The organism is Rhodococcoides fascians A25f, assembly GCF_000760935.2.
Taxonomy (GTDB): Bacteria; Actinomycetota; Actinomycetes; order Mycobacteriales; family Mycobacteriaceae; genus Rhodococcoides.
Window position 1 is genome coordinate 4,368,211 of record NZ_CP049744.1, and the last position, 21,735, is coordinate 4,389,945.

General features: G+C 65.1%; 22 protein-coding genes. 10 read left to right on the forward strand and 12 right to left on the reverse strand.

Going from position 1 to position 21,735, the window contains the following annotated elements; genetic code table 11:
- Positions 1-4: 4 nt before the first annotated feature.
- Genes egtD through egtA form a run of 4 tightly spaced genes read right to left on the reverse strand, consistent with a single transcriptional unit; the run spans position 5 to position 4,277 of the window.
- On the reverse strand, positions 5-973 hold the full coding sequence (gene egtD / locus BH93_RS20410; protein ID WP_037175350.1) for an L-histidine N(alpha)-methyltransferase: 969 nt from the start codon (positions 971-973) through the stop codon (positions 5-7).
- On the reverse strand, positions 970-1,719 hold the full coding sequence (gene egtC, locus BH93_RS20415; RefSeq protein WP_037175352.1) for an ergothioneine biosynthesis protein EgtC: 750 nt from the start codon (positions 1,717-1,719) through the stop codon (positions 970-972). Before egtC ends, egtD begins: the two co-directional genes overlap by 4 nt.
- Positions 1,720-3,024: an ergothioneine biosynthesis protein EgtB gene (gene egtB, locus BH93_RS20420; RefSeq protein ID WP_197914448.1), complete on the reverse strand. Its 1,305-nt coding sequence runs from the start codon at positions 3,022-3,024 to the stop codon at positions 1,720-1,722. It abuts the gene before it with no gap.
- Positions 3,021-4,277 carry an ergothioneine biosynthesis glutamate--cysteine ligase EgtA gene (gene egtA / locus BH93_RS20425; protein ID WP_037175354.1) on the reverse strand — a complete coding sequence of 419 codons (1,257 nt, stop codon included), beginning with the start codon at positions 4,275-4,277 and terminating at the stop codon, positions 3,021-3,023. The genes egtB and egtA overlap by 4 nt, the downstream gene beginning before the upstream one ends.
- Before the next feature lie 145 nt (positions 4,278-4,422).
- Between egtA and BH93_RS20430 the strand changes: the two genes are divergently transcribed.
- On the forward strand, positions 4,423-5,628 hold the full coding sequence (locus BH93_RS20430) for an aminotransferase class V-fold PLP-dependent enzyme (protein ID WP_052065377.1): 1,206 nt from the start codon (positions 4,423-4,425) through the stop codon (positions 5,626-5,628).
- Here the strand turns inward: BH93_RS20430 and BH93_RS20435 are convergent.
- A complete protein-coding gene (locus BH93_RS20435; RefSeq protein ID WP_080739148.1) occupies positions 5,535-6,470 on the reverse strand; it encodes a DMT family transporter in 936 nt (311 codons plus the stop codon). The two genes, BH93_RS20430 and BH93_RS20435, sit on opposite strands and share 94 nt — an antisense overlap.
- A 73-nt stretch (positions 6,471-6,543) precedes the next feature.
- Here BH93_RS20435 and BH93_RS20440 point away from each other — a divergent pair, with 73 nt between their 5' ends.
- From BH93_RS20440 to pth, 3 genes are all read left to right on the forward strand, one after another.
- Positions 6,544-7,152: a TetR/AcrR family transcriptional regulator gene (locus BH93_RS20440; protein ID WP_052065379.1), complete on the forward strand. Its 609-nt coding sequence runs from the start codon at positions 6,544-6,546 to the stop codon at positions 7,150-7,152.
- Between the two features lie 178 nt (positions 7,153-7,330).
- Positions 7,331-7,993: a 50S ribosomal protein L25/general stress protein Ctc gene (locus BH93_RS20445; RefSeq protein WP_032404287.1), complete on the forward strand. Its 663-nt coding sequence runs from the start codon at positions 7,331-7,333 to the stop codon at positions 7,991-7,993.
- Between the two features lie 88 nt (positions 7,994-8,081).
- Positions 8,082-8,669 (forward strand): aminoacyl-tRNA hydrolase, encoded by a 588-nt coding sequence (gene pth / locus BH93_RS20450; protein ID WP_230594531.1) that lies wholly within the window; start codon positions 8,082-8,084, stop codon positions 8,667-8,669.
- 90 nt (positions 8,670-8,759) lie between these two features.
- Here pth and BH93_RS20455 read toward each other — a convergent pair whose 3' ends face one another.
- Positions 8,760-10,394, reverse strand: a complete 1,635-nt coding sequence (locus BH93_RS20455) for a fatty acyl-AMP ligase (RefSeq protein WP_037175364.1) — start codon at positions 10,392-10,394, stop codon at positions 8,760-8,762.
- 218 nt (positions 10,395-10,612) lie between these two features.
- On the opposite strand from BH93_RS20455, the gene BH93_RS20460 reads away from it, so the two are divergent.
- Together BH93_RS20460 and pnuC are read left to right on the forward strand one after the other, a co-directional pair.
- Positions 10,613-12,247 carry a peptide chain release factor 3 gene (locus BH93_RS20460; RefSeq protein ID WP_052065737.1) on the forward strand — a complete coding sequence of 545 codons (1,635 nt, stop codon included), beginning with the start codon at positions 10,613-10,615 and terminating at the stop codon, positions 12,245-12,247.
- 6 nt (positions 12,248-12,253) lie between these two features.
- On the forward strand, positions 12,254-12,907 hold the full coding sequence (gene pnuC / locus BH93_RS20465) for a nicotinamide riboside transporter PnuC (RefSeq protein WP_037175372.1): 654 nt from the start codon (positions 12,254-12,256) through the stop codon (positions 12,905-12,907).
- 166 nt (positions 12,908-13,073) lie between these two features.
- On the opposite strand, the gene BH93_RS28010 is transcribed toward pnuC, so the two are convergent.
- On the reverse strand, positions 13,074-13,298 hold the full coding sequence (locus BH93_RS28010) for a hypothetical protein (protein WP_242459022.1): 225 nt from the start codon (positions 13,296-13,298) through the stop codon (positions 13,074-13,076).
- 70 nt (positions 13,299-13,368) lie between these two features.
- Here BH93_RS28010 and BH93_RS28015 point away from each other — a divergent pair, with 70 nt between their 5' ends.
- Positions 13,369-13,719 carry a hypothetical protein gene (locus BH93_RS28015; protein ID WP_230592571.1) on the forward strand — a complete coding sequence of 117 codons (351 nt, stop codon included), beginning with the start codon at positions 13,369-13,371 and terminating at the stop codon, positions 13,717-13,719.
- A 9-nt stretch (positions 13,720-13,728) separates the two neighbouring features.
- Here BH93_RS28015 and BH93_RS20475 read toward each other — a convergent pair whose 3' ends face one another.
- The 4 genes from BH93_RS20475 to BH93_RS20490 form a co-directional block, all read right to left on the reverse strand.
- Complete coding sequence (locus tag BH93_RS20475; RefSeq protein ID WP_032377271.1) at positions 13,729-14,727, reverse strand: enoyl-CoA hydratase/isomerase family protein; 999 nt, start codon at positions 14,725-14,727, stop codon at positions 13,729-13,731.
- A gap of 49 nt (positions 14,728-14,776) precedes the next feature.
- On the reverse strand, positions 14,777-15,460 hold the full coding sequence (locus BH93_RS20480; protein ID WP_032377272.1) for a DUF4166 domain-containing protein: 684 nt from the start codon (positions 15,458-15,460) through the stop codon (positions 14,777-14,779).
- 109 nt (positions 15,461-15,569) lie between these two features.
- On the reverse strand, positions 15,570-17,366 hold the full coding sequence (locus BH93_RS20485; RefSeq protein WP_037175375.1) for an ABC-F family ATP-binding cassette domain-containing protein: 1,797 nt from the start codon (positions 17,364-17,366) through the stop codon (positions 15,570-15,572).
- A complete protein-coding gene (locus BH93_RS20490; protein WP_032378281.1) occupies positions 17,366-18,301 on the reverse strand; it encodes a 4-(cytidine 5'-diphospho)-2-C-methyl-D-erythritol kinase in 936 nt (311 codons plus the stop codon). The genes BH93_RS20485 and BH93_RS20490 overlap by 1 nt, the downstream gene beginning before the upstream one ends.
- A 95-nt stretch (positions 18,302-18,396) precedes the next feature.
- On the opposite strand from BH93_RS20490, the gene BH93_RS20495 reads away from it, so the two are divergent.
- The 3 genes from BH93_RS20495 to BH93_RS20505 all read left to right on the forward strand — a co-directional run bounded on the left by BH93_RS20495 (position 18,397) and on the right by BH93_RS20505 (position 20,819).
- A complete protein-coding gene (locus tag BH93_RS20495; protein WP_037175376.1) occupies positions 18,397-19,386 on the forward strand; it encodes a helix-turn-helix transcriptional regulator in 990 nt (329 codons plus the stop codon).
- A 12-nt stretch (positions 19,387-19,398) separates the two neighbouring features.
- Positions 19,399-20,214 (forward strand): DNA/RNA non-specific endonuclease, encoded by an 816-nt coding sequence (locus BH93_RS20500; RefSeq protein WP_037175377.1) that lies wholly within the window; start codon positions 19,399-19,401, stop codon positions 20,212-20,214.
- A 101-nt stretch (positions 20,215-20,315) separates the two neighbouring features.
- On the forward strand, positions 20,316-20,819 hold the full coding sequence (locus BH93_RS20505) for a hypothetical protein (RefSeq protein WP_037175379.1): 504 nt from the start codon (positions 20,316-20,318) through the stop codon (positions 20,817-20,819).
- 3 nt (positions 20,820-20,822) lie between these two features.
- On the opposite strand, the gene rsmA is transcribed toward BH93_RS20505, so the two are convergent.
- The gene (gene rsmA, locus BH93_RS20510; RefSeq protein WP_037175380.1) at positions 20,823-21,698 is read right to left on the reverse strand and encodes a 16S rRNA (adenine(1518)-N(6)/adenine(1519)-N(6))-dimethyltransferase RsmA; all 876 of its coding nucleotides are present in this window, start codon (positions 21,696-21,698) and stop codon (positions 20,823-20,825) included.
- Positions 21,699-21,735: the final 37 nt, after the last annotated feature.

Consider the following 21,735-nt stretch of genomic DNA (forward strand, 5'->3'; position numbering starts at 1 on the left):
ATCGCTACGCACCCTTGCGCGCGAGGATGAGCGCGAAGCGCGATTCTGCATCGGTCCACAGATGGTCGACGTCGAATCCCGCGGCGGCGAGTTCTTCGGTGATGCCTTCCGGTCGAAACTTCGCCGAGATTTCGGTGCGCAGATCCTCACCCGCGTCGAAGTGCACGTGCAGATCGAGATCGGCGAGATACACCTCCTGCGGCGACGAGGCACGTAGCCGCATCTCGATCCACTCCTGCTCGGCATTCCAGAGCGCAACGTGCTCGAACGCGTCGGCATCGAAGTTTCCGCGCAGGCGAGAATTGATCACCGACAACACGTTTCGATTGAACTCCGCCGTCACCCCGGCCGCGTCGTCGTACGCCGGAACGAGAACCTTCGGGTCGATGACCAGCCCGACACCGAGCAGCAGGTGTTCGCCGGGATCGAGCGCGTCGGCGATGGCCTTCAGAAATTCCTCGCGCTCCTCGGGGATGAGGTTGCCCAGGGTGCCGCCGAGGAACGCGATGGTGCGTGAGTGACCCGCGGGCAGATTGTGCAGCGTGTCGGTGAAATCACTGACGATGCCGTGCACCTCGAGAGCGGGGAACTCCTGCGCGATCTGCTCGATGGCTCCCTCGAGCGCCGTGACGGATACATCTTGCGGCACATAGTTTTTCAGTGATCCGTGTTTGACCCCTGCAGCGAGCAGAATCTTCGTCTTCTCCGACGAGCCCGAGCCCAACTCGATCAACATCGTCGATTCGGTTGCCTCGGCGATGTCGAGGGCATGTTCTTCGAGGAGCGCCCGCTCGGTGCGGGTCGGGTAGTACTCCGGCAGCACGGTGATCTGCTCGAACAACTCGCTACCCAACGCGTCGTAGAAGTACTTGGGCGAGAGCCACTTCGGCGAAGACGTCAACCCGTCCCGCACATCCTTGCGCAATTCGTCCACCAGTGCTGTGTCTGCGAGGTGTACCTCGACAGTGCTCATGTGTGCTCCTCTTCGTCGAGACGGGAAACGGTGAACTCCGATGCCGTGGCAACGACAAGACTGCGGTCGTCGATGTGCGTCCAGTCGGAACTGTCGTCGGTCGGTTCGGATGCGATGGTGACGGCGTCATCGGAACGACGCACCGACAATGCGTGATGCACTGCGGTGGCGTACATGTTCTCCCCATCGCCGAGCAGAAAGTTGAGCCTGGACCCGGGCGCGCGCGCTTCGATGCGCCGAACCAACGCGGCAAGGGCTGCCGGCGGGGCGAGAGTGTCGAGTAACTGCCGCAACACGATCCAGACTGCGGCTGCGTCGGTCGGAGCAGGCAACGTGAGTGCATCGACGGCCGGCACCTCGGACCACAGGTCGGTCAGCGAGTGGGGCCAGCCGCGAACCACACCGTTGTGACTGAACGCCCAACGGCCGTCGGTGAACGGCGCGCAGGCAGACCGTTCCACCGGCATTCCTACCGTGGCCGATCGTACGGCGGCGATCACCGACGTCGAATGGAGCTGCGGCAGAACATCATCGACCGCCGAGTCGGTCCAAATGGGCATCGGATTGCGGTAGCTGCGCACCGAACCGTCCTGCCACCAGGCCACGCCGAACCCGTCGGCGTTGATTGTGCCCCCGCCGCGCATGTCGTTCGGGGCGTACGACTGCACACGTAAACTGTGTTCACCGTCGGTGAGCACTCCCCCGACGGACGTGCGGGGGCCGAGATACCCCAGGTGACGGCACATTCAGCTGGGCTCGACGTCGCGGGCCAGCCGGAAGCCGCTGAAGATCTGCCGGCGAATCGGGTGGTCCCAGTTACGGAACGTGCCTCGACACGCCACCTCGTCGGTGCCGAACGAGCCGCCGCGCAACACCTTGTAATCGCCTCGCAGAAACACCTCGGAGTATTCGGCGTAGGGGAACGCCTCGAATCCGGGGTACGGCTCGAAGTCCGACGACGTCCATTCCCAGACGTCACCGATGAGTTGGTGCACGCCGTCGGCAGACACACCGTCCGGGTACGCGCCCACGTCCGCCGGTTCGAGGTGCCGCTGATTCAGATTGGTATGCGCCGCCGTGGGTTCGGCGTCGCCCCACGGGTAGGCACGGCTGGTACCGGTCTTGGCATCGAAGCGCGCGGCCTTCTCCCACTCCGCCTCCGTCGGTAGGCGCTTGCCCGCCCACCGGGCGTACGCGTCGGCCTCGAACCAGCACACGTGAACGACGGGTTGGTGCGGACGCACCGGACGGCGCACCCCGAAGCTACTACGCCACCAGGTGCCGTCGGAATCGCGCTCCCAGAACTGCGGAGCGCTGAGATCGGCCTCGACGCGGTGCTGCCACCCCTTCTCGGTCCACAGATCGCGGCGTCGGTATCCGCCGTCCTCGATGAACTCGACGAACTGTGCGTTGGTGATCGGGGCGCGGTCCATCGCGAACGTCGGCACGTGTACCGGGTGGGCCGGACGTTCGTTGTCCAGCGCCCACGGGTCGAGTGAGGTGCCCATCGAGAACGACCCACCGGAGATGATCGCCTCACCCGCCACCTGAACCGCAGACGACGGCGGCGCAGGGGCGGCGAGAACAGCGGGCCCCGAGCGTAATTGATGCGTCGCCAGCATGGTCTCGTCGTGTTGCTGCTCGTGCTGCGCGATCATGCCGAACGCGAATCCATGCTTCTCGACCGGCCTGCCCGCAAATGTGCTGCGGTCGAGCACGTCCCAGGCCTTGTCTCGAACGGTCTGCACGTAGACGCGCGCCTCGTCGGGAGTGAGCAACGGAAGCGACGTTCGTGAAGAACGCGAGTGCTTGAACGCGTCGTACAGCTCGTCGATATCGGGACGCACTGGGTCACGGCCACCGACGTCGCGAACCAGCCAGAGTTCTTCCTGACTCCCGATGTGCGCGAGATCCCAGACCAGCGGGCTCATCAACGGCGAATGCTGCGCCATCAGTTCGGTTTCGTCCACGCAATCGGTGAGTGCTGCACTACGGGCGCGGCTGCGTGTGAGGACCGTTTCGATCCTGTTCCTGAGTTGTTCGGCGCTCACACCGATTCCTTTCGAGTGTGGAATTCCCGCGTCGCAGAGTCGAATTCGCTCGGGGGCTCGCCGGAGTGACATCGGCGAGCGGCTGCCGACAGGTTGTCGGCGTGCTCGCCGCCGAACTCCGCCGCGAGGTTCAGCAATTCGGTTGCGGCCGAGCGGAGATCGCGGTCGCCCAGCCCGACGCGCGCCGCGTCGATCCAACGTCCGGCGGTCCCTGCTCCGATCTCGGTGGCGCGAGCCACCAGCTCGGGTGTCGACAACAGCGCCTCGAACGCCGCCGCAGGAACCACCCACTGCCCGTCCGGCTGGGCATCGAGGTAACGGATCTCGAGGTGACCACACGCTCGAACCTGAGGGAAGAGGGTGGTCAGGTGATAGTCGAGATCCCCGTATGTGGGGGCGCGCCCGACGACGCCCGGATCGGCCAACCATTGTGCGAACGTCGTACCCGCGGGCGCTTCCCAGTTCTGGTCGACGCCCTGTATGCAGAGCAGCGGCACGTCGAGAGCCCACCGTGCGTAGTCGGCAATCGGGTCTCCGGTAGCGGGAACCGCGGTTCTGCTGGAATCCGTTCTACTGGAATCGAGTTCGAGCCACGTCCGCATGCGCTGGGACGCCCATACTCCTTCGGGGGCTCCCTCGAGCTCCGGGGATCGGGCGAAGGCCGCCACGAAGGCCGGGCCGATGACGTGGAGCATTCGCCAACGCGCCGCAACCTCGGCTCGATCACGACCGGCGTCGACACTCACCTGCGCGGCAGCCGTGTTGCACATCATCAATTTGCCATAGGGCCCGATGGTGGTGAATCGGTTCTCCATCGCGCAGTATCTCGGCAGGACGAGGAGTCGTTCCGGAGCACGCGCGGTATCGGCCGGAACCGCCAGGATGTCGATACCGGAGCCGTCGAGCATGTCTCGCAACAACCGGGCATCGGCGTCGAGCATCGGTGCGAGATCGGAAACGGATGTATAAGGCGAACTGGACAATTCGACTTGGCCGCCGGGTTCGACGGTGACCATACTTCCGCCCGGCAACGTCAGGGCGGGTGACTCGGGGGCGATACTGCGCGGGGAGTGGTCACCGAGTGCAGCTGCCAGCAAAGAGAGGCTGGGACGCGTTCCGTCGTCGAGGGCGGTGAGCCACTCGAGTTCGGCACCGATCAGCGTCGGTGGACCCAGCTTGAAACACACTTTCGACACGTACGCCTCGGCTGCTGGGCGTGTGCTCAGCTCGAGGGATTTCTCGTTCGACGACACTTTTTCCTTCTTTCCGCACTCACCACGTTCTTCGCTACCGAACGTACCCAGCTGCGGGGATCGAAAACGCCGTGATCCCGCGTCGTATCGAGGCTACCGATTGTGCAACCCTGATGCCGAGAGTTCGTGACAGGAAGGACGACCGATGCTCGATCAGGACCGCATTCGCAGCGACACCCCCGGTGCGTCGGGTCGGGTATTCCTCGACAGCGCCGGCTCCTCGTTGCCGCCGACCGTCGTCGTCGACACCGCCGTTGCGCACCTGCGCCGGGAAGCGGAAATCGGTGGCTATCGGGCCGCAACCGAACGAGCGAACGACCTCGCCGCAGTGAAGACATCGATCGGAACGTTGATCGGGGCTTCGGCGTCGAGCATCGCTCTGAGCGACTCCGCGACGCGTGCCTGGACCGACTTCTTCTACTCGGTGCCGCTCTCCCCCGGTGATCGAATCCTGCTGTGCGAGGCCGAATACGCCAGCAACGCGATCTCCGCCCTCCATCGCGCCGAGGTCACCGGAGCGATCGTCGAGGTGATTCCGAGCGACGAGTCGGGACGAATCGACGTCGACGCGCTGGCAACCATGCTCGACGATCGCGTGAAGCTGGTCTCGGTGGTGCACGCACCCACCAACGGCGGTCTGATCAACCCCGCCCGCGCCGTCGCAGATCTCGCCCACCGACACGGTGCCCTGGTACTGCTCGACGCCTGCCAGTCCATGGGGCAGATGCGCGTCGACGTCGCCGAGCTCGATGTCGACGCTCTGTCCGCCACCGGACGCAAATGGCTTCGTGGCCCGCGCGGAACCGGATTTCTCTACCTGCGTCCAGGATTGGCGTCGACGCTGCATCCACCGGCCCTCGACTTGCACAGCGCTCAATGGGAAGACACGTCCACCTACCGAATGGCCGACGACGCCACGCGATTCGAGTTCTGGGAATGCGACGTCGCGGCCAGGCTCGCACTCGGTGCCGCCGTCGACTACCTACTCGACCTCGGTATCGACCACGTCGAAGAAGCCGTCGCCGAACGTGCCGAATACCTGCGCGCCGGACTCCGAAAAATCCCCGGGGTGACGGTGCAGGATCTGGGCGATCGCAAGAGTGGCATCGTCTCCTTCTCCGTCGACGGTGAGGATCCCGTGTCTGTTCGCGATCGACTCGCCGCCGAGGAAGTGACGGTGACGGTCAGCCACCGCAGCTCGACGCGACTGGACATGACGGGCCGGGGACTCGACGCCGTGGTGCGCGCATCTCCGCACTATTTCGTCACGTTCGCCGAACTGGACACGATGCTCGCTGCGCTCGCAGGTGAGCGAAAGTTCGTAGCAGGGGTCGAAGTTCCGCTCACGTAGGCAGCCACACCGATTGCCGAGACCGCCAGCCCGCCCACTCCAACCCAGGTGATCGCATCGCCGAACATGAGCCAGGCCCACACCATGGTCGTCGGCGGAGTCAGGTAGAGCAGCACACTGGCGCGGGTGGGCCCGTTGCGACGCACCACGAACAGGTACGCGCCGTATGCGCCGAAGGTCGACAGCACCACGGTCCAGGCGACGGCCAACCCGAAACCCACTGTCATCGGCGGTGCGGCATCTCCGGCCAGCATGCTCCAGGTCATGAAACCGGCTGCGCTGAACGAACATTGGATGGCCATCGACAGCGCGATCGGCTCCTTCGGTGCCAGGATTCGCTGACCGATCGTCCCTATCGACAGAGCCAGCATCCCGGCGGCCGGTAGCAGGTAGACGGGCCAGGCGAGATCCGCACCGGACATGTCCCCCACCACGACCAGCGTTACCCCGACGATGCCGACGGCGAGCCCCAGACTCTGCCTCGCCCCGACGCGTTCGCCGAATATCCTGCTCGACGCCAACGCGACCAACAGCGGCTGCAGGGCGGCGATCAGCGCGGCGACACCTGGCGGAACGCCCATCCCGATGCCGGTGATGGTGGCCCCGAGGTAGAGGAACTGGCAGAACAGGCCGAGAACGGCGTGAATTCGGATGGCGTGCCAGGTCGGTGTCAGCCGTCGATATCGGCACCAGGCGATCAGTAGCACCACGGCCGCGACATAGCGCCAGGCCAGCAGCGTGTGCGCGGGGGCTTGCGCTGTGCCGAGCTCGGCTCCGATGAAGCCCGAACTCCACAGCACCACCAGGGCAGTACCTGCCACGGCGTCGACATTTGCTTTCATGCAGCGATGTAAACATACAGGTCTGTATACTCGCAGTGCACCTGCTTCTCACCAGCGCTTTCGGAAGGCAACCATGCTCGACAAGCCACTCACCCCCGCCGGAGAACGCATTCTCACCGTCGCCAGCGAGCTGTTCTACGCCCGCGGAATTCGTGCCGTCGGCGTCGACCTCATCGCCGAGGAAGCCGGCACCACCAAGAAGACCTTGTACGACCGCTTCGGCTCCAAAGACGGCCTGGTGCAGCGGTACCTCACCCGCCGGTACGGCCTGTGGTGCGAGCACGTGAGTCGGTACGTCGAATCCCTCACGCCGGGAGACGCGCGCATTTTAGGGGTGTACGACGCCCTCGATCTGTGGATGCGCGACAACCATCGCGGCTGCGGGTTCGTCAACGCGTTCGCCGAGTTCGGCGGTACCGACAGCCCGGTACTCGACATCATCAAGTCCGAGAAGGAATGGACCAGATCACTGTTCGCGCGATTGGCCGACGACGCCGGGTACGCCGACGCCGAACAGCTGGGATCGCGGCTGTCCGTACTGCACGAGGGTGCGGTGGTGATGGGAACCGCGGGCGGCCGTGACGATGCGATATCCGTCGCGCGTGGAGTTGCCGCCGAGTTGCTCGCTGCGCTCGCAGGTGCGCGAAAGTTCGTAGCAGGGGTCGAACTTCCGCGCACATGACGTGGTCGTGTATTGTCTTCCAGGTTGTCTCGGCGAGGGTAGATCCACGATTTCAGGATCCACCGTTATCGACGCGGCTCGGCCCCGTTGGCCGCGCTCGTTCGTGTCCGCCCCGACGAGCTTGACCGCCCGACGAAGTACGCCGCACGAACCACAGTTATCAGGAGCATGTAGCACCATGGCATCGAAGGTAAACAATCTCACCGCGCAGGTCCGCACCGAATTCGGCAAGGGCGCAGCTCGCCGTGCACGTCGCGACGGCCTCGTTCCCGCCGTTCTGTACGGACACGCCACCGATCCCCAGCACCTCGCGCTGGACGCTCGCGCGTTCGCGGCTGTGCTGCGTAACGACGGCACCAACGCCGTGCTCACCCTCGACATCGCCGGCAAGTCGCAGCTGGCGCTCACCAAGTCGATCGTCGTGCACCCGATCCGTCGCAGCATCGAGCACGCCGACCTCCTCGTCCTGAAGAAGGGCGAGCGCGTCACCGTCGAGGTCAACATCATCGTCGAGGGCGACGCCGCACCGGGCACCCTCGTCACCACCGACTCGACCGCGGTCGAGATCGAGGCCGACGCACTGGAGATCCCCGAGAACTTCGTCGTCTCCGTCGAAGAGGCTCAGATCGGTACCCAGATCACCGCAGCCGACCTGGACCTTCCGTCCGGCGTCACCCTGGTGTCCGACGGCGAGACGCTCCTCGTCAACGTCGTCGAGGCTCCGTCCGAGGAAGACCTCGAGGCCGACGGCGAAGGCACCGAGCCCATCTCCGAAGAGGGCGAAGCCGAGACTCAGGAAGAAGCAGAGTCCACGGACGAGGAAAGCTCCGACGAGAGCTGATTCTCACCCAGCACGTCGAACGGCGCGTCGCTCCCCCACGGGACCGGCGCGCCGTTCGTTTCGAATCACCGATGAGAGAATGACGACCGTGAGTGTTGACCCCGAAGCGCCTGCCCTGATCGTCGGGCTCGGCAATCCCGGCCCGCAGTACGAAAAGACCCGCCACAACGTCGGTTTCATGGTCGCCGACGCCTTGGCCGGACGCATCGGCGGGGCGTTCTCCTCGCACAAGAAGTCCAATTCCGACATCGTGCAGGCACGTCTGGGGCGTCGCTCGGTGGTCGTCGCCAAGCCGCGGACGTTCATGAATCTCTCGGGCCAGCCGGTCGCCGCCTTGGCACGGTTCTTCTCCATCGACGCGGCGAACATCGTGGTGGTGCACGACGAGTTGGACATCGACTTCGGTGCTCTACGACTCAAACTCGGCGGCGGCGAAGGTGGCCACAACGGGCTGCGCTCGATCTCGCAGCATCTGAGCACCAAGGACTATCTGCGGGTTCGCGTCGGCGTCGGACGCCCACCCGGACGAATGGATCCTGCGTCGTTCGTCCTCAAGCCGTTCTCGGCCGCCGAACGCAAGGATCTCGGCGTCGTCGTCGAAGAAGCCGCGGACGCCGCCGAACTCCTGCTCTCGGCCGGGCTCGAAGCTGCCCAGAACAGGGTGCACCCACGCTGAACCTCACACCCCTGTTGTGAGGTGCGCGCCTGTTCTCGCTTCCTGACGCAGGCGCGCACCCCGCAAAAAGGTGTGAGGTCTCCTGCCGTTTCAGGCGATCAGTGAGGCCGAATTGGCCCGTCGCAGTTTGCCGCTCGACGTCTTGGGAATGCTGCCCGGTCCGAGAACGGCAACGGTGCGGGGTCGCACTCCGACCTCCGAGTGCACGGCGTGGACCACCTCACGTTCGATGCGCTTGACCTCGTCCGCATCGCCGATGTCGTTGGTTTCCACGGCCACAGCGAAACTTTCACGCTTGTCGCCTGCATCGAGCCGGATGGCCACGGCATTGCCGGGACGCACACCGGCGACGGTTTGTGCTGCCCGTTCGATGTCGGTGGGATAGATGTTGCGACCGCCCATGATGATGACGTCCTTGATGCGTCCGCAGACGACCACCAGTTCTTCCTCGGTGATGTAGCCGACGTCGCCCGTGTCGAGCCAGCCGTCGGCGTCTTGCGTCGAGACCGGCCCCTCGACGGTGATGTACCCGGGGGTGACGGCCTTGCCCCGCACTTCGATGATGCCGACACCTCTAGCGGTCAGCACCTGCCCCTCCTTGTCGACGACGCGGCCCTCGAGGCCCGGCACGAATTTGCCGAGGGTGGCGAGAGATCGAGTGTTGCCACGGGTGGACGGAACGGCTCGACCCAGAGTCTCGAGCAGGTCCGCGTCGACCACGTCGATCACCTGGCCGCGAGCGGGGTCCGGAATCGACACCGCCAGAGTGGTTTCCGCCATTCCGTACACCGGAGCGAGAGCCAACGGGTTCAGCTTGTACCGGGCACCGGCCTCTGCCAACGCGATCATCGTGTCCGGATCGACAGGCTCGGCCCCGTTCCAGGCGTAACGCAGAGTGGACAGGTCGAGGTCCAGGTCGTCCTCGGCCTGGCGCAACCGACGCGCAAGCAGTGAGTACGCGAAATTCGGTGCCGCCGTGACGGTGCCGCGGTACTTGTGAATGAGCTTGGCCCACAACAGCGGTGAACGCAGAAAGTCCAGCGGAGTGATGCTGACGACCTCGGCACCGACTTGCATCGGCACCGAGAGAAAGCCCACCATCCCCATGTCGTGGAACAGCGGCAGCCAACTGATCATCACGTCGGACTCGACGTCGAACTCGATGCGGTCGATCATCGCGTACGCATTGACGTAGAAGTTCTCGTGCGTGATCCGTACGGCTTTCGGTGAACCGGTCGAACCGGACGTGAGCTGCTGCAACGCGATATCGGATTCTGCCGTCGGCACGGGGTCGATATCGCGACCGGTCTTCATGTCCTCGATCTTCAACACGGTGATGCCGCGCTCCTCGAGCACTGGGGCGGCGATGTCGAACGGGGCCCCGAGAACGACGGCCTTGGCCTCGATCATCCGCACGACGGTCTCGGTGTCCTCGCCCCACACGGCGAGGTCGGTCCGCGGAGTCGGCTGATGCAGCATCGTCACCGATGCTCCGCGCATCCACGTCGCCTGACACGCGGGTGCGATGTCCACCGGCTGACCGGCCAGGATGCCGATCGCGTCACCGTGCACGACGCCCGCGTCGGCCAACGCGCCTGCCATCCGACGCGCCTGCTCGTGAATTTCGCCCCAGGACTGCCGCAGCGCCTCATCCGGCTCGCCGGTGACCAGACCTCGCTTGCTGGTGCTCGCGGTCTCGAACATTTCCTCGGTGAACTTGCTCAACGCGCGTCTCCTCGTGAGGTGGATCCCGCCCCACCGAACACAGTAGGCAGTCCCGCCCCGCCCGCGAGGCACAACAGGCCGCGTATCCTGAGAATTCGAACGCAGGATTTCTGCCCGGTCACCGTGTCGGTGCCGCCTTCTACGAGAATGAGGTTTTCGTGAGTACCCCGTCCAGTACCCCCGACGTCGACGCAGCGCTCGAAGGGTCCGGACCGGCAGTGTGCGGCGATTCCGGGCCCTCTCGAAACCCTTCCAGAGAGCTCGAGACCGAAGTCGCCCGGCGTCGAACATTCGCGGTGATCTCGCACCCCGACGCCGGTAAATCGACGCTCACCGAGGCACTGGCCCTGCATGCCCGCGTCATCTCCGAGGCCGGAGCCATCCACGGCAAAGCCGGCCGCCGCTCCACCGTCTCGGACTGGATGGAAATGGAGAAGGCCCGCGGAATCTCGGTGAGTTCGACTGCGCTGCAGTTCAATTACCACACCTCACCCGATGCCGAGATCACCAACGTCATCAACCTCGTCGATACTCCCGGCCACGCCGACTTCTCCGAGGACACCTACCGCGTGCTCACGGCCGTCGACGCGGCCGTGATGCTCATCGACGCTGCCAAGGGCCTGGAACCGCAGACTCTCAAGCTGTTCCAGGTGTGCCGTCAGTTCGGCATCCCGGTCATCACCGTGATCAACAAGTGGGACCGCCCGGGCCAGTCGCCGCTGGAGCTGCTCGACGAGATCGAGTCGCGGATCGGCCTCACTCCGACGCCGCTGTACTGGCCCGTCGGCATTGCAGGCGATTTCCGCGGGCTGCTCGACGTGCAGGACGGCAGCTACATCCGCTTCACCCGAACCGCGGGCGGTGCGACCATCGCTCCCGAGGAATTCATGTCGGCCGAGGCAGCCGCCGAACGCGAGGGCGTCGACTGGGAGACCGCGGTCGAGGAGAGCGATCTCCTGATCTCGAGCGGTCAGCGGCACGATCAGGAGATGTTCCTGGCCGGCCAGACCTCGCCGGTGATCTTCGGCTCGGCGATGCTCAACTTCGGTGTGCGGCAGATTCTCGACACCCTGGTGGCCCTGGCCCCCGCGCCTGGATCTCGTGACGACGTCTCCGGCGGCGTGCGCGAGGTGACCGATCCGTTCAGCGCTGTGGTGTTCAAGGTGCAGGCGGGTATGGACACCGCCCATCGGGACCGACTCGCCTTCATGCGCGTGGTGTCGGGCGTCTTCGAGCGCGGAATGGTGGTCACGCACGCCCAGACCAAGAAGCCGTTCACCACCAAGTACGCCCTGACGGTGTTCGGTCGCGATCGCACGACGGTCGAGAACGCCTACCCCGGAGACATCGTCGGCCTCGTCAACGCGACCGCGCTGGCTCCGGGCCACACCCTGTACTCCGACAAGAAGGTCGAATTTCCGCCGATCCCGTCGTTCGCGCCCGAGCACTTCTCGGCATTGCGCGTCGACAGTGCGGACAAGTACAAGAAGTTCCGCCGCGCCGTGGAGCAGCTCGACTCCGAGGGCGTGGTTCAGGTGCTGCGCAACGACATTCGCGGCGACGCCTCCCCGGTACTCGCGGCCGTCGGTCCGATGCAGTTCGAGGTGGTCACCGCACGGATGAAGACCGAGTTCGGCGTCGACGCCCGGATGGAACCCCTCGGTTACTCCCTTGCCCGGCGGACCGACGCGGCATCGGCCGTCGAACTGGGTCGTCAGCGTGGGGTCGAAATCTTCACCCGGACCGACGGGGCCCTGCTGGCGCTCGTCAGCGACAAATGGCGCTTGCAGTACATCCAGAAGGAAATGCCGGAGTTGACCCTCGAACCGCTCGTCGCCGCGGGCGATCAGTAGCACCTTGTGCTGATCGATCTGCTCGACGCCGAATTCAGCGTGTTCGGCCACCCCGTGCTGTGGCGTGAGGTGGTCGGCAACGGCTTCGGGCTGCTCTCGGCCATAGGTGGGATGCGACGCGTCGTGTGGGCGTGGCCGGTGGGCATCATCGGAAACGCATTGCTGTTCACCGTGTTTCTGGGCGGCGTGTTCCATACACCGCAGGCACTCGATCTCTACGGCCAAGCCGGACGACAGCTGATGTTCATCGCCGTGAGTGTCTACGGGCTGGTGCGCTGGATGCGAGATTCCAAGCGATCGGGGGCCGCTGTGCTCCCGCGGTGGGGTACTGCGCGAGAACGGACCGCCATGCTCGTGGTCGCGGTCGTCGGCACGGTGGTGTTCGCGCAGCTCTTCGGCTATCTCGGCTCGTTCGGCAAATGGGCCGACGCGTGGATCTTCACCGGATCGATGCTGGCCACCTTCGGAATGGCCCGCGGCCTCACAGAGTTCTGGCTGATCTGGATCGCAGTGGACGTAGTGGGGGTACCGCTGCTCGTCGTCGCCGGTTTCTACCCGTCCGCGGCTCTCTACGTGGTGTACGCCGCGTTCGTCGCCTGGGGTTTTGCCATGTGGTTCAGGATCCAGAACAAATACATCGGTCAAAAAATAGCGTCTTAAACAATCGTGATGCTACTCTCAGTGTGTCCGAACAAACTTAGAGTACGTTTTGGCGTGCTCGACGCCGAGTGAGTCGTCCTGATCGATATCCGATCGTGACATCTCGGCACCGAGTCACCTGGGAACACGATGAAGTGGAAGACGACATGACGACACAGGGATCGAACTACCCATTGGCCGGGATCAAGGTCGGTGGCGCTCCTGCGCATCGTTTGGCGACGCCGCCGAAGTCAGGCTCCACTTCGCCCACCAGTGCCCGCACCGATTCTTCGGCGGCAGCGCCCGCCGAGAAGGCGGTCGAGGCCGCAACCACCGAGAAATCGGCCGAAGCGGCCACGCCCACCGAGAAGGCGTCCGCAACAGCGCCTGCACCAGCAACGTCGTCCGTCACGGATTCAGCGACCCCCCGCGCGGATCGACGTCGTCCAGAGAAGCCCGCCACGGAATCGAACGAGGTTGAAGTGACTACAAGCGATCAGATCTCAGAACACGGCCTGCCCACCAACGGCCGCTCCACGTCTCACGGATCGACCGGCTCCACGCCGACGCTCGGGCGTGGCCAGGCTCCCGACCGCCGTACCGCCATGGGCGTCGCCTCGGTACGCATCGCAGGCCGGCTGACCCAGAACGAGCTCGGCAGCCGCACCGGTGACATCCGCACCCCCGATACCTCCGTCGGCCCCGACGAGCTGCTGCAGCTTCTCGGCGAATACCTCGTCTCGGGTGGCCTGCAGAACCCCGAGATCCACGTGCGTTCCAACGGCCAGACCATCGTGCTGGACCTGCAGAACCCGGCCAAGGGTTACCGCTGACCCAGACGGTCACAACAGCTGCTGGAAGACCTCTGGTCGCACCATTTCGAGTACCAGAGGCTTCCACTGCGGTGCACGGTCCTTGTCGACCAACACCGCGCGTACACCCTCCGCGAAATCCGGCTCGGTGATGATCCATGTGGCCATTCGCAACTCGCGGTCCAGGCATTCCCGCAACGTGCTGTCTGCTCCGCGCGCAATCAACGCGTCGGTGGCCATCAGGGACGTCGGAGACAACGTCGCCAGCTGAGTCTTCGTTGTACGCGACCACGGTGTATCGCACTCGAGTGCATCGATGATGTCGACGAGAGACTCTTTCTCGAACACTGCCGCCACCGCCTCCGCGTCGAACGACAGCTCCGTCGACGACGGTGCTGTGGTGTGACGCTCAAGCGCTTCGTGAATATCGGTGCCTGCGAGGATGTCGGCCTTCAGCTCGTCCACCACCTCGCTCGGGCAGAAGTGAGTGGCCAATCCGAGTGCGAGTGCGTCCGATCCGGTGATGCGCGTACCCGTGAGCGCCAGGTAACGCCCGACACGACCGGGCAGCCGCGACAGAAAATAGCTCGACCCCACATCCGGCACGAAGCCGATCGCCGTCTCCGGCATGGCCAGTACCGCGTTCTCGGTGACGATGCGGATGCTGCCGTGAATCGAGATACCCAGACCTCCACCGAAGGCCGCTGCCTCGATGACGGCGATGTACGGCTTGGGGTAGTTCGCGATCAGTTCGTCGAGATCGTATTCCGCCGCGAAGTACTGGGGACCGGCGTCGTGGTCGCCGTCGACGACTGCCTGCCGAATCGCCTTGATGTCTCCGCCCGCGCAGAACGCCCGCGGCGAACCACTCGTCACCAGAACCGACGCGACAGCATCGTCGTCTCGCCACGCATCGAGAGCGTCTCGGATGCCCTCGATCATGGCACCGTTCAACGAGTTCAGAGCCTCCGGCCGATTCAGAACGATATGTCCGACCCCGCCGGACACCTCGGCTTCGACAACGGCCACAGTTGACTCCTTCACACGCGCATCGCTCGACGCGTAACAGTAGCGCGCGCTACTCGCGAGACTCCACCGATCGCGGGCGCGCGTCACCGGGGATGTCGGCAGGTCGACACGGCCTCTCCTCTGCGGTGAACCATCCGCGATACAGAAACAACTGGCCGAGCACCGGACTCTGAACCTTGATCTCGATGCGATGCCGCTCCTCGGCTGCGTCCCACCACTCCCGACCGATCGTCAGCGCCGACGCCACCTTCGGCAACTTCGGTGCCAGCGGGCCGAGCAGGAATCTCGGCACTTCGCTCTCGAGTATCAGACCGCCCTCGTCGTCGACCTCACACCTGGTGTGCACCACCATGTCCGAGGAGAATCCCAGATAGTCCAGGGCATAGGCGTCGGATTCCGCCGAGGAGACCATCACCGAGTTCATCCCCTGCGGATGGCCGACGAAGGCGAAACGGCGCACGAAAGACAGTGTCTCGCGGCCCAATTCGTCGACATACGCGTAGTTGGCGATGGTGAACGGCACATCCTTGCCCACACCGGCGGGGAACAGTCCACGCTTGCGGCCGGCCCACAGCAACGGCGGCGGCACCAGCCGAGAGTGCGTCATCTCCTCCATGACGCCCACCCCGAATTGGGCGAGATGGTCCGAGGACTTCAATCCGAAGCGCCACTGAACCTTGGGATGCAGACGGGAGAAATCCGAACCGAGTACTTCCGCGACCACCGATGCCATGTCTCCAGTATGCGCATCGGGCACGTGAGCGAAACTTCGTAGCAGGCTACGAGCCAACTATTACCCCGGGTCGTTCCGCAGGCTCCACTCCTGCCACATGCCGCAGGCTCTACTCCAACTCGGCGGCCAGTTCCATCCACCGTTCCTCGGCAACGTCCTTGTCCGCCAGGACCTGCTTGAGCTCGGTGTCGAGAGCGACGAGCTCGCTCTGCTCGGTGGACGCGTCGACGAGCTCGGCGTGCAGCTCCACCTCACGCTTGGAGAGCCGAAGGACGAGCTTCTCGAGCTTGCTGAGTTCCTTGCGTGCCGCGCGCTCCGAGGCCGCATCACGGGTGGCCTTGCGCGGCGCCCCGCCGGTGGTCAACGAGTCCGGCGTCGCGTCGGCGGCGAGGACGGCCCGCCTACGCAGGTACTCCTCGATGCCGCCGGGAAGGTTGGTGAGCTTGCCGTCGCCGAACAGTGCCCACGTCGAGTCACAGATGCGCTCGATCAGGTACCGGTCGTGACTGATGACGACGAGCGTGCCCGCCCAGCCGTCCAGGATGTCCTCCAGTTGCTGCAGGGTGTCGATGTCCAGGTCGTTGGTGGGCTCGTCGAGCAACAGCACGTTGGGCTCGGCCATCAGCACTCGCGTCAACTGCAGGCGGCGACGTTCGCCACCGGACAGATCTCCGACCGGCGTGCGCTGGCGAGCGGGGGTGAAGCCCAGCCTCTCCGCGAGCTGACCGGCAGAAATCTCCTTGTCGCCCAACGTGATTCGCTCGGCCACTTCCTTGACCGCGTCGAGGACACGCAGCTTCTTGGGCAGGTCGTCCAATTCCTGCTTCAGCCAACCGATCTTGACGGTCTGGCCCTGAATGCGCTTGCCCGCAGCAGGCTGCAGTTCACCGGCGAGTGTGCGGAGCATCGTCGTCTTACCCGAACCGTTGACGCCGACCAGCCCGACGCGTTCGCCGGGCGCCAGACGCCACGTGAAGTCCTTGACCAGCTCACGGCCGTCGGGAGTTTCCAGGCGCGCGTCCTCGAGTTCGATGACGACTTTGCCCAGCCGACGCTGAGCGAAGGAAGACAGTGCTACGGAGTCACGAGGCGGCGGTACATCGGCGATCAATGCCTCGGCGGCCTCGATGCGGTACTTGGGCTTGGACGTTCGCGCAGGAGCACCGCGGCGCAGCCATGCAAGTTCCTTGCGGGCGAGGTTGCGACGCCGCTCCTCGGATGCGTCGGCCTGACGGGACCGTTCGGCCCGCGCGAAGACCCAATCGTTGTAGCCACCCTCGTAGGTTTCGATACCACCCCCGACGACCTCCCACGTCTGATTGGCGACGGTATCGAGGAACCACCGATCGTGAGTGACGACGACGAGTGCGCTGCGACGCGACACCAGGTGCGCAGCGAGCCATTGCACTCCTTCGACGTCCAGGTGGTTGGTGGGCTCGTCGAGCACGAGCAGGTCCAGGTCCTGCACGAGCGCCGCAGCCAGCGCGACGCGACGCCGCTCGCCGCCCGACAGGTTGTCGATCGACGCGTCGAGCCCGGAGCTGCCGACCGGTCCGAGATCGGCGATGCCGATGCCCGTCAGGATGTTGCGCACCCGAGAATCACCGGCCCATTCGTGCTCGGCCATTCCGAGTGGGTCGAGCACCACCTGGCCGACCGTCGACCCGGGCGGGAGCACACCGCGCTGGGTGACGACGGCCATCCGCAGGCCGTTGACTCGGCTGACGCGTCCCGAATCGGGCGGTTCGAGACCGGCCAGAACCTCGAGCGTGGTGGTCTTGCCACCGCCGTTGAGGCCCACCATGCCGATGCGCTCGCCCTCCTGTACACCGAGGGAGACGCCGTCGAGCAGCGGCTTGACGCCGAAGGACTTGCTGACGTTTTCGAGATTGACGAGATTGACCATCAGGAAAAACCAATCGATTCATTAGTGACAACACGAGCGCCGGGAACCGGCCCACTCGCAACACGGACGGTGCGGCACACGCCGGCACCGGACAGTTCAGCGCTCACCGACACCGCCGCGTCGGCGTCGGCGCACAGAAACGCACATGTGGGGCCCGAGCCCGAGACGATGCCCGCCAACGCCCCGGCCGTGACCCCCGCTCGAAGGGTGCGACGCAGCTGTGGCATCAGCGACACCGCAGCAGCCTGCAGATCGTTGCCGAGCAACGGTGCGAGTGCCCGCGCATCGCCGGACGTGAGCGCATGCATCAGATCCTCGGTGCCGCCGAGGCGGGGCGGACTGCCCTTGGCACGCAACTCGTCGAGCTCGTTGTACACCGCGGGCGTCTGCAGACCGCCCTTGGCCAACGCCAGTACCCAGTGAAAGCTGTTGCGCGAGAGCACCGGAAGCAACTTCTCACCGCGTCCTGTTCCCACCGCGGTTCCGCCGTGCAACGAGAACGGCACGTCGCTACCGAGTTCGGCCGCAATCTCGTCCAGATCGTCGCGAGAGAGATCCAGATGCCACATCGCATTGAGCGCCACCAGCGTCGCGGCGGCATCGGCACTTCCGCCTGCCATGCCTCCGGCCACGGGAATTCCCTTGTCGATGGTGATCTCCACCGACGGCTCACGGCCCACTCGACGCCCCAGCAACACCGCGGCCTTCCACACCAGATTCCGCGAATCGGTGGGAACCACCTTCGCGTCGTCGCCGCGCACCCGAACCGAGAGCGACGTGGCCGGAATCACCGACAGCTCGTCGGACAGCGAGAGCGCCTGGAACACCGTCGTCAACTCGTGAAAGCCATCGGGACGCAGGTCACCGACCGCGAGATGCAAGTTCACCTTCGACGGGGCCCGAACGACAACGGGTGTGGGAACGACAGACAGCACGAGTAACCACAGTAGTGGAGAAACAGCGGCCGAGTTCACCACCAGGGTTTTGCATGCGGACCGAACATGTCCGCATTGCGTGGCATCGTGTGAGCATGAAAGAAACCTCGGCACGGCTGCTGCGGTTGCTGTCCCTGCTCCAGACCCGTCGCGATTGGGCGGGCGCGGAGCTGGCGGAGCGGCTCGATGTCACCCCGCGGACGCTGCGACGCGACGTGGACAAGCTGCGCGATATCGGTTACCCGGTCAATGCGACGCCGGGGGTGGGCGGCGGCTATCAGCTCGGCCCCGGTGCCGAGATGCCGCCGCTGCTGCTCGACGACGACGAGGCACTGGCGGTGGCGTTCGGGTTGCAGTCCGCCGCCGGTGGCTCGGTGGCAGGCATCGGCGAGGCGTCGCTGCGAGCACTGACGAAGCTGCGGCAGGTGATGCCGTCGCGCATCCGGCATCGGCTCGATGCGCTGCGAATCGATGTGGTGGAACAGACGCCGCGTTCGGCGGTGGACGCCTCGGTGCTGTCGACGGTGGCGGCGGTGTGTCACGGGCACGAGCGGCTGCGATTCGATTACCGCAAGCACGACGGTTCCGAGTCCAGACGTGAGGTGGAGCCGTACAGCCTGGTGCGGGCGGGGGCACGCTGGTATCTGCTGGGATGGGATGTGCTGCGGGAGGATTGGCGATCGTATCGAGTGGATCGCCTGATTCCGAAGATTCCGACGGGTCCTCGGTTCACCCCGCGAGAGTTGCCTGCAGGCGGGGCGGCCGCGTTCGTCTCGAAGGGAATCGATCGCGCGTTCACTCAGGTGCAGGCGAGGATCGCACTGCATGCGCCGATCGAGACCATCGCTCCGATGATCGACGAACAATGGGGCGCAATCGAATCCATCGACGAGCGCACCTGCGCGGTGGTGCTGTCCGGCGATTCGCTGCCGTCGATCGCGCGGTGGCTGGCGGCGTTCGACACCGATTTCACCGTGCTCGATCCACCGGAACTACGTGAGGAATGCCGAGTCGTGGCTGAGCGACACGCGAGACTGACCGACCGGTACCTGGCGGCGGTTCACTCTCCGGTAACCGACACGTGAGTCAATGGACCGATGACCACACCATTCGGTTTCGACCCGAAGTTCCTGGCCGACATCGACGTTCCGTTGCCCGATCGCGCAGGTGTGGTGGTACTGCCGTACACGCACTTCTCGGTGTCCATCGACCCCGACCGACGCCTCGCCGCGGTCACCGGCGTCAACATCGACGGCGCCAGCCTGAAGGATGTCGAGCGGGGCGACGACTGGCGATTGGACGACCGCCTGCCGGCGTCGCAGCAGGCCGGTAACGAGCTGTACTCGAACAACGACCTCGATCGCGGACACCTGGTTCGCCGGCGAGACCCGGTGTGGGGTGAGCTGTCGGTGGCCACCCGCGCCAACCAGGACACCTTCCACTACACGGTGTGCGCTCCGCAGACGGCCACGCTGAACCAATCGAAGACACTGTGGCTCGGGCTCGAAGATTACGTTCTGGGCTACGCAGAGCAATACGGCCGACGTCTTTCGGTGTTCAGCGGCTGCGTATTCGCCGACGACGATCCCATCTACCGAGGCATCGCCATTCCGCGACGGTTCTTCAAAATCGCTGTGTGGTCACAGGATTCGAGACCTGCGTGCACCGGCTACGTGCTGGACCAGTCGCCGTCTCTCGACCCGATCCTCGACAAACCGCTGCGACTCGAGACCGATCCCCCACCCCTCGGCCCCTACCGGACGTACCAGGTTCCGGTGGCCGACATCGCGTCGGCGACCGGCCTCGAGCTGGACCTTCTGATCGAAGCCGATCGTTACGCACCGGTGGCCGCGGCCCGCGGTGCGGCGTCGAGGTGGACCGAGCTGACGCGACTGTCGGACATCCACCTCTGAACGAACCACTCGGTTCGATACGGAATCGTGACGCGCAACGGAGCGGAATGCCAATAGCATTGCTCAGCATCTGACGAGGCGTCGACGAACAGGGGTTCGACATGCGAAGACGATGGACGACGGCACTGGTGGCGCTGGCGATGACGGTGGGAGCACTGTTCGTCTCGAGTGGCACAGCGGCGGCTGCACCGCATTCCCATCTCGCGACCGTATCGATCCCGAGCGCGTACCCCTGGGAAGCGCCCTACACGCTCGAGGTGAACGGTTACAGCGGCCTTCGATCGGACTTCGGCGGGCCGTATCACGCATTCCTGGCGATCACCGCGCAGCCGCCGACCACCGACCCGATCTACAGCCAGAACTGGCGTTTTCTGTCGTTCGCTTCGCACACCGAAGTGCAGTGGCGCAACACGACGACCGGCGCCTCGGGCGTCGCACACGAGGACAGAACGGCGAGGTACCCGTGGGGTGAGGCGTACATCGACACCGGCCTCGGGTGGGTCGAGTACACGATCACGGTCACCTCTGGAGCATTGATTCAGCAGCTCAATCCGCAGCGGGTCACGTCGTCCGGCGCACTCGAAGTGACCCTGAACCCGTTCTGACGGTCAGGCTTCGGTAGCGGCCAAACGGACGAAGGCTGCGGCGTCGATGGTCTCGCCGCGTGCCGTCGGGTCGATTCCGGCCTCGCGAAGTCGCCGTTCGGCGGCAACCGGGGAACCGGCCCACCCCGCCAGGGCTGCTCGTAAAGTCTTGCGCCGCTGCGCGAATGCGCCATCGATCACGGCGAAGACAGCCTTGCGATGCGCGGTGTCCGTCGGCCACGGTGGCTCGGCGTACCGATCGATGCGAACCAGACCCGACTCGACTTTGGGGACCGGCCAGAACACCGAACGACCCACTGAGCCTGCTCTTTTGACGTCACCGAAGAATCTGGCCTTGACGCTGGGGATGCCGTAGATCTTGCTTCCCGGCACCGCGGCCAGTCGATCGGCCACCTCGGCCTGGACCATCACCACAGCCACCCGAAGACTCGGCAGTTCCGAGAACAGATGGATCAGCACGGGAACGGCGACGTTGTAGGGAAGATTGGCCACCAAGGCGGTCGGCTCCCCGGCGATGTCCGCGGCACGGATACGAAGGGCGTCGGCCTCGATAACTGTCAGGCGGTCGGCCAGACTCGGGGCCCGGTCGGCCACCGTGATCGGCAGACGGGTCGCGAGCTTGGGGTCGATCTCGACGGCGATGACGGCCTCGGCGACATCGAGCAGCGCGAGTGTCAGCGATCCGAGACCGGGGCCGACCTCGAGCACCGTGTCTTGCGGGCCGACTCCGGCGGAGGCGACGATGCGTCGGACGGTGTTGGCGTCGTGCACGAAGTTCTGGCCGAGCTGCTTGGTGGGCCGTACATCGAGCTCGGCGGCCAACGAGCGGACCTCGGCGGGACCCAGCAGGGCCGCGGATCCCCTCACATGTTCGGACACGGCGGAAACTCTACGTGGGCAGGAGTGGAGCCTGCGG

Coding starts and splice junctions, on each gene's coding strand:
- BH93_RS20435 (WP_080739148.1), bottom strand. CDS start 6,470: ATGAAAGCAAATGTCGACGCCGTGGCAGGTACTGCCCTGGTGGTGCTG.
- egtD (WP_037175350.1), bottom strand. CDS start 973: ATGAGCACTGTCGAGGTACACCTCGCAGACACAGCACTGGTGGACGAA.
- BH93_RS20480 (WP_032377272.1), bottom strand. CDS start 15,460: ATGGCATCGGTGGTCGCGGAAGTACTCGGTTCGGATTTCTCCCGTCTG.
- egtC (WP_037175352.1), bottom strand. CDS start 1,719: ATGTGCCGTCACCTGGGGTATCTCGGCCCCCGCACGTCCGTCGGGGGA.
- BH93_RS20500 (WP_037175377.1), top strand. CDS start 19,399: ATGACCACACCATTCGGTTTCGACCCGAAGTTCCTGGCCGACATCGAC.
- BH93_RS20445 (WP_032404287.1), top strand. CDS start 7,331: ATGGCATCGAAGGTAAACAATCTCACCGCGCAGGTCCGCACCGAATTC.
- BH93_RS20495 (WP_037175376.1), top strand. CDS start 18,397: ATGAAAGAAACCTCGGCACGGCTGCTGCGGTTGCTGTCCCTGCTCCAG.
- BH93_RS20485 (WP_037175375.1), bottom strand. CDS start 17,366: ATGGTCAATCTCGTCAATCTCGAAAACGTCAGCAAGTCCTTCGGCGTC.
- BH93_RS20440 (WP_052065379.1), top strand. CDS start 6,544: ATGCTCGACAAGCCACTCACCCCCGCCGGAGAACGCATTCTCACCGTC.
- BH93_RS20505 (WP_037175379.1), top strand. CDS start 20,316: ATGCGAAGACGATGGACGACGGCACTGGTGGCGCTGGCGATGACGGTG.
- BH93_RS20430 (WP_052065377.1), top strand. CDS start 4,423: ATGCTCGATCAGGACCGCATTCGCAGCGACACCCCCGGTGCGTCGGGT.